Origin of the sequence: Luteococcus sp. (assembly GCF_043424415.1) — a bacterium.
GTDB lineage: Bacteria > Actinomycetota > Actinomycetes > Propionibacteriales > Propionibacteriaceae > Luteococcus.
The window spans coordinates 1-6,491 of sequence record NZ_JBHWOO010000008.1 but is presented as its reverse complement, the minus strand read 5'-3'; the positions used below and the strand labels follow the sequence as shown (position 1 = coordinate 6,491).

At 70.6% G+C, this 6,491-nt stretch carries 7 protein-coding genes; 5 read left to right on the top strand and 2 right to left on the bottom strand.

Translation table 11 applies throughout. The features are described from left to right. Positions 1 to 988: mannose-1-phosphate guanylyltransferase (locus ACHFFZ_RS00275; RefSeq protein ID WP_394274665.1), on the bottom strand; the 988-nt coding region annotated here is incomplete at its 3' end. A 58-nt stretch (positions 989 to 1,046) separates the two neighbouring features. Between ACHFFZ_RS00275 and ACHFFZ_RS00270 the strand changes: the two genes are divergently transcribed. The 3 genes from ACHFFZ_RS00270 to ACHFFZ_RS00260 are packed head-to-tail and all read left to right on the top strand — an operon-like array spanning position 1,047 to position 3,656. Continuing rightward, on the top strand, positions 1,047 to 1,772 hold the full coding sequence (locus ACHFFZ_RS00270) for a TIGR03089 family protein (RefSeq protein WP_394274664.1): 726 nt from the start codon (positions 1,047 to 1,049) through the stop codon (positions 1,770 to 1,772). Positions 1,773 to 1,803: 31 nt separating this feature from the next. Then, positions 1,804 to 2,733 (top strand): hypothetical protein, encoded by a 930-nt coding sequence (locus tag ACHFFZ_RS00265; RefSeq protein ID WP_394274663.1) that lies wholly within the window; start codon positions 1,804 to 1,806, stop codon positions 2,731 to 2,733. Beyond that, a complete protein-coding gene (locus ACHFFZ_RS00260; RefSeq protein ID WP_394274662.1) occupies positions 2,733 to 3,656 on the top strand; it encodes a helix-turn-helix domain-containing protein in 924 nt (307 codons plus the stop codon). The genes ACHFFZ_RS00265 and ACHFFZ_RS00260 overlap by 1 nt, the downstream gene beginning before the upstream one ends. 16 nt (positions 3,657 to 3,672) lie before the next feature. Here ACHFFZ_RS00260 and ACHFFZ_RS00255 read toward each other — a convergent pair whose 3' ends face one another. Further along, on the bottom strand, positions 3,673 to 4,716 hold the full coding sequence (locus ACHFFZ_RS00255) for a glycosyltransferase family 2 protein (protein ID WP_394274661.1): 1,044 nt from the start codon (positions 4,714 to 4,716) through the stop codon (positions 3,673 to 3,675). 93 nt (positions 4,717 to 4,809) lie between these two features. On the opposite strand from ACHFFZ_RS00255, the gene ACHFFZ_RS00250 reads away from it, so the two are divergent. Continuing rightward, the gene (locus ACHFFZ_RS00250; RefSeq protein WP_394274660.1) at positions 4,810 to 6,162 is read left to right on the top strand and encodes an LCP family protein; all 1,353 of its coding nucleotides are present in this window, start codon (positions 4,810 to 4,812) and stop codon (positions 6,160 to 6,162) included. 114 nt (positions 6,163 to 6,276) lie between these two features. Further along, positions 6,277 to 6,491, top strand: a 215-nt coding sequence (locus ACHFFZ_RS00245) for an ATP-binding cassette domain-containing protein (protein WP_394274659.1), incomplete at its 3' end; no start/stop codon positions are given.

Here is a 6,491-nt window from a genome sequence, read left to right as displayed (position 1 = left end):
GTTCGGTGACGCACACGACCATGCCGGAGATGCCCGCCACGGCCACGACGGTGCCGGGCCGTCCCCGGTTGATCACCAGGTTGTTGCTGGCGTCGAGGGTGACGGTCACCCCCTCGCGGGCATTGCCCTGCTCGTCGTGGGTGAGCTGTTCGGCCAGGGAAGCGTAGCCGCCCAGGTCGTACCACTCGATCTCGAGGGGCACGGCGACGACGTGCGCACCGGTACGGCCCTGGCTGACGGGCTCCATGATGGCGTAGTCCACCGAGGTCTTGGCCAGTTGCGGATAGATCTCGCCCAGCCGCTCGGGTTGGGCCGCGAGCTCCAGGACGCTGGCGTGGGTCTCGGGCACCAGCTGGCGCAGCTGTTCCAGGACGGTGGCCGCCTGCCAGACGAACATGCCCGAGTTCCACCAGTACTGTCCGCTGTCCAGGTAGGCCCGGGCAACCTCGGCGGTGGGCTTCTCCTTGAACTCGGTGATTCCGCTGGCACTGGGGAAGGCGGCCAGCGAGTCGCCGCGCTTGAGGTAGCCGTAGCCGGTGTGCGGGCTGTCCGGCACGACGCCGAAGGTCACCAGCGCACTGTCGTCGGACTCGGCGATGCTGAAGGCGGTCTCCAGGGAGGCGCGGAACTCCTCGACGGGGGTGATGATCTGGTCGGCCGTCAGCACTGCCATCACGGCCCGGGGGTCGCGCCGCTGGAGCACAGCGGCGGGCCAGGCCACGGCATTGAGCGAGTCGCGCCCGACGGGCTCGCCCAACAGGTTCTCCTCAGCAAGTTCGGGCAGCTGCCGTGACACCACGGCGGTGTAGGCGGCTCCGCAGCACACCAGGATGTTCTCGTCGGGCACCACCCCCGCGACCCGCTCGTAGGCCAGCCTCAGCAGGCTCTTTCCGTCCACCAGTTCGAGAAGCTGCTTGGGCTCGCCCTTGCGGGAGAGCGGCCACAGACGGGTCCCCGAACCACCGGCCATGATCACCACATGTCTCATGGCTCGAGCCTAGTGGCCCTCACGGTGCCGGCGGGCGGGGCTGCCCTAGGATGGCCGAATGTTCCTGCCGAACGATCCCGTCGCCGCCCTCGAGTCCCGCACCGTCGCCGACCCGGCTCAGCCGCTGCTCACCTGCTACGACCTGGACGACGGCTCCCGGGTGGAGTTCTCGGCCCGGACCTTCGCCAACTGGGTGGACAAGACGGCCAACCTGATCGGTTCGATGGGGCTCGACGACGGGGGGGACGTGGGCCTGCCGCTGCTGCTGACCGACCCGGGCCACTGGGTGGGGATGGTCTGGGCGATGGCCACCTGGCAGGCCGGCGGCACGGTGCTGGCGCTGCCGCGCGACGACCTGGACCGGGTCGAGCTGGCCGTCGTGGGCCCGGCCCGCACCCATCCCGTCCCGGGGGTGGAGACGGTGGCCTGTTCGCTGCACCCGCTCGGCCTGGGTCTCCCGCAGCCCGTGGCCGGAGTGACCGACTATGCCGAGGTGCTGGGCCAGCCCGATGTGCACTGGCGCAATGACCCGGCCCCGGTCTGGTTCGACGACGGTGAGCAGCGCCTGGGGGCCGGGGCGCTGGCGGTTGTGGAGCCGGACGCGCGACGTCGCCTGGTGCGACCCACCGGCGAGCCGTGGACCGACCTGGTCGAAGGCCTGCTGCGAGCCCTGTCCGGTGGAGGTTCCTCGGTTCTGGTGCGCGGCGGTGATGAGATGGACGCCGCCGAGCTCGAGGAGCGACTGGCGCGCATCGCCGCGGCGGAGAAGACTGGTCGCGGTTGATCCCGCATCCTCCTTCCAGGAATTCTTCCCCATGACGTACACGACCACCAACCCTGTGTCACGAACGATGCCGTCCGCCTTCGGGGAGATCCTCGCCGGTGCACTGCGCGAGCGGGGCATGACGCTCAAGGCGTTGCAGCAGCGCCTCGCCGACAGCGACATCCGGTTGTCTGTGGCGACACTGAGCTACTGGTCCTCGGGGCGCTCGCTGCCGCGACGCGCAGACTCGCTGCGGGCCGTGGGGCTGATCGAGCAGGAACTGGAGCTGCCGGAAGGAAGCCTGGCCGGCCTGCTGACCACGCGGCCGTCCGACGTGCGCCAGGCCTTCGCGGGGCGGCCCTGGACCGACGAGGTGGCCACGATCCTGGAGGACTTCGGGCTGGCGATGCCCGGCCCCGTCACCACCGTGATGCAACACGACCTGGTGGTCGTCGACGACCCGCCCGGCACTGAGCGCGAGTGCATCCGCCAACTGGTGCGTGCCGAGATCGACGGGCTGGAGCGCATCCCCTCGATCCACCTGGGCTCCCATCCCGGCGACGCCGTGCCCCGCATCACGGCCCCTCACGGTGTGACGATCGGCCGCACGCGGGACCTGGGGACCCTGCCCGGCCAGGTGGCCGAACTGGTGCTGCCCCGCCCCCTCCCGCGCGGTGCGACGCTCTGGCTTGGCTACGAGGTGCTGCGCCCCCGAAGCACCGAGGACCCGTGCATGCAGGAATGTACCCTGGGGCGCACCGCCGACTTCCTGGTGCAGGAGGTGCTCTTCACCGGCCCGCTGCCCCGGGCCGCTGGCCACGTCTTCGTGCCCACCGGCCAGACCACGGGCGTCGACCTCGTGGAGTTGGATCCCGGCAAGCCCCGCCTGTGCCACATCACCCGTTCCGCGAGTCCCGGCCGTCACATGATGCTGTGGTGCTGGGACCACGACGGCATCGCCGAGTTCGCCGAGGGGAACTGATGCCGGACAGTACCGCTTCCCGGCCGCCCTTCGGCCGGGCCCTCGCGCAGGCCTTGCAGCAGCGCAACCTGACGCTGCAGAACTTGCGTGACCTGCTGGCCGAGCGGGGACACAGCATCTCCGTGGCCACCCTGAGCTACTGGCAGACGGGACGCTCCACCCCGCGACGCACCAATTCCCTGCGGGCAATCTCCGAGATCGAGAAGGTGCTGGAGGTTGGCGAGGGGCACCTGCGGCGGCTGTTGCCCGACCGGTCGACCGGGGTCGCCTCCTTCGCCGATGTCTACCCCGACGGCGAGGAGATCCAGCGGATCCGCTGCGAGTTGGGCATGGACATGGTTCCCGGGCTGGGCAAGGTGGCGCTGCAGGAGATGCTGGTGGTCAATTCAGACCACACCTCCCGCCAGTCGCTCCACCAGCTGCTGCGTTGCACCACGCCCCGCACCCGCTTCATGGTGGCGATCCACCTCGTCGACGACGAGGCTCCCAGCCCGGTGCTGGAGGAGGGCTTCGGCATGGCGATTCATGCCTTGGTGGAGCTGGAGGCCGGGAACGGATTCGTCGCCCAGCTGGACCTGGGACATGAGCTGGAGCTCGCCGAACTGGCCTGGGTGGGCTACGACGTGGTCTGGTCCTCCCACCAGGTACCGGTCGGCAACCACACCCGGATCCTGGACGCCAGCGTGGACGTCCTCGTGGAGGAGGTGCGCTTCGATGGCGACATGCCGCGGCTCGCAATGTGCTCCTACACCCCGCCCGAGCAGGACGAGCCCACCGAGGTGGTCATCTGGGAGGAGCCGACCGCGCTGCTGCAGTACGCCCGCGAGCAGGCGCCTCCGGGCACCTATGCCCTGCACTGGGCCATGCCCGGGTCGGACCTGACCGGCACCCCCTTCGACCGGTGGGGACCGTGGAGCCGCTGACGGTCAGGGCTGAGGCTCAGACCTGCTCGGGCTCGGGGCCGCCGCGCTGTTCGACAGGCAGTCCGACGATCGCCCCGGCCCCCCAGGCCATGTGCATCACCGTGAGCACCAGCGGCAGCCTGGCCCGCACGCCCGGGTCCATTGGGCGACGCATCAGCGCGGCGGCGGCCGTCACGCCCCCGAAGTAGCCCACCGGGGCGAGGAAGCCGACCGTGAGCGCGCGCCTGCCGGTGGCCAGTCCGAGCAGGCCGGCCAGGGAACCGCCGGCGATGGCAAGCACCGTCACGGGCGGGGCCAGGTAGCGGGGGCTGATCGTGTCGGGATTGCGACGCATCACCTCGCGCCGCCACTGCCCGGTGCGGAAGAACTGCCGGGCCAGTGCGGTGACCGACGAGCGGGGGCGGTAGGTGACCTGCAGGTCGGGCGAGAACCAGACCGTCCACCCGGCCTTGCGCAGCCGGTAGTTCAGGTCCCAGTCCTGGGCGCGCAGCAGGGTGGGGTCGTAGCCGCCCACCTGGTCGAGCGCGTCACGCCGGAAGACTCCCAGGAAGACGGTCTCGGCGGGCCCCTCGGGCGAGTTGGCCAGGTGGAAGGACCCTCCTCCCAGCCCCACGGGTGAGGTGTAGGCGACGGCGACGGCCTTCTCGAGGGGGGTGCGTCCCCGGGCGGCCATGTGCCCACCGACATTGGCCGCTCCTGTGCTCCGCAGCAGGTCGACGGCCCGGTCGATGTAGCCGGGAGCCAGCGCGCCGTGGGCGTCGACGCGCACGATGATGTCGTACCGGCTGGCAGCGATGGCGAGGTTCAGCGCATCGGGGGTGGTGCCGGAGGGGTTGGCGACGACGGTGATCCGGTCGTCGGCGGCCGCCAGCTCGTGCGCAATCTCCTCGGTGCGGTCGGTGCTCGGCCCCACGGCCAGGACGATCTCCATGGGATGGTCCTGGGCCAGCACCCCGGCCACGGACTCCTCCAGGTGGGTCTCCTCGTTGAGGACGGGGATCACCACGCTCACCGGTTCCGGGTCCAGGGGGCGTCGAGGGGTGCTGCCGGGCGAGCTCATGGATTCCATTCTTCCAGCACCCCAGCACACCATCCATCCGGCTCGCCGCCAGCCTGTGAGGCCTCACAGCCAGGTCTGGGTACGGTTGTCGCCATGGATCCCCGTGACGATGCCCGCAGGCAGGCCGATCTGGACTGGCTCTACGGCTCCGAGAAGCCCAGTGCCGACCAGACACGGATCATGGATTCCCACGAGGCAGCCGAGCTGGAGAGACGGCGTCGCGCCACCGCGCAGGCCGCTGGAACGGGCGCAGCCGCCGCCCAGCGGGCCGAGCAGAAACCCCAGCGCGTGGTCTACACCGAGGACCAGGTGCGCAAGCCGACCCGTCCCGAGCCACGCCCGGCACCCGCGCCCAGGCCTGCCCCACGTCCCGCGCCCCGACCGGCTCCTGCAGCCGCGCCCCGCACCGCACCACGGCCAGCTTCCCGCCCGGCACCCGCTGCCGCCCAGGTCAGTGCCCCCGCGCCCGTCCGTCGTTCCCGCCGCCGTCGCGGCGGCTGCGGCCCGCTGGGACTGCTGCCCTTGCTGCTGGTGGCCTGGCTGGTCTGGCTGCTGGTCGTCCCGGTGCTCGCCGTCACCCGCGCCGGCGCCGTCGATGCCAGCCCCGATGGGGACCGTCCGGCTGACCAGCCCGGCACCATGACGCTGATGGTCGGCTCGGATGCCCGCGAGAACCTGACGGCCGAGAAACAGGCGGAACTTGGCACCGGCACCGAGGGGGGCAAGCGCACCGACACGATGATGCTGATGTACACCCCGCGCACGGGCAAGCCCGTCCTGGTCAGCCTGCCGCGCGACTCGTACGTCGACATCCCTGGTCATGGCAAGAACAAGCTCAACGCCGCCTATGCCCTGGGCGGTCCGGAACTGCTGGTCGAGACCATCGAGCAGGACACCGGCCTGCGCGTCGACAGCTACCTGGAGGTGGGCTTCGACGGCTTCGCCACTGTGGTCGACGCCGTGGGGGGCGTCGAGATGTGCCTCGACGAACCCATGGTGGACAAGGATTCGCACACCAACCTGCCGTCCGGCTGCCAGACCCTCAAGGGCACCGACGCGCTGGGCTATGTGCGCATGCGCAAGGCCGACCCCACCGGCGACATCGGCCGCATGAAGCGCCAGCGCGAGATGATGGCCGCCCTCGTGAAGAAGGCGGCCAGCCCGATGACCTTCATCAACCCGGTGCGCTACTGGAGGCTCAACATGGCCCTGGGCGGCTCGGTGCAGCGGGGCAAGGGCACTGGCCCGGTCGAGCTGGCGGCCACTGCCAATTCCTTCCGCAAGGTCTCGTCGGGTGATGCGCTGGCCGTCTCGGTGCCGCTGAGCAGCACCGACACCTCCACCAGTGCCGGGTCCTCGGTGATCTGGGACGAGCAGAAGGCCGGCGCCTTCTTCGAGCAGATGGCCTCGGGTGACACCTCGGGGCTGGAGCAGTACGTCCGCTGACCCCACCTGCTACGACCGCGGTCTCGACCCCCCGTTTCGCCGCGGACGGTGCGGCTCCGCTCCCCTAGCGTCGTCTGCGTACCCACAGTGGGTACGCCGACGAGAGGGGTGGCGATGGACACGGCCATCGAGACCAGCGGTCTGAGCAAGGGTTACCGCACGCTGAGGGGGCGACGCACAGCCGTCGCCGGGCTCGACCTGGTGGTGCCCCGCGGCGGTGTGCACGGCTTCCTGGGGCCCAATGGCTCGGGCAAGACCACCACGATCCGGATGCTGCTGGGACTGGTGCGGGCCGATGCCGGTTCGATGCAGGTACTGGGACGTGACGT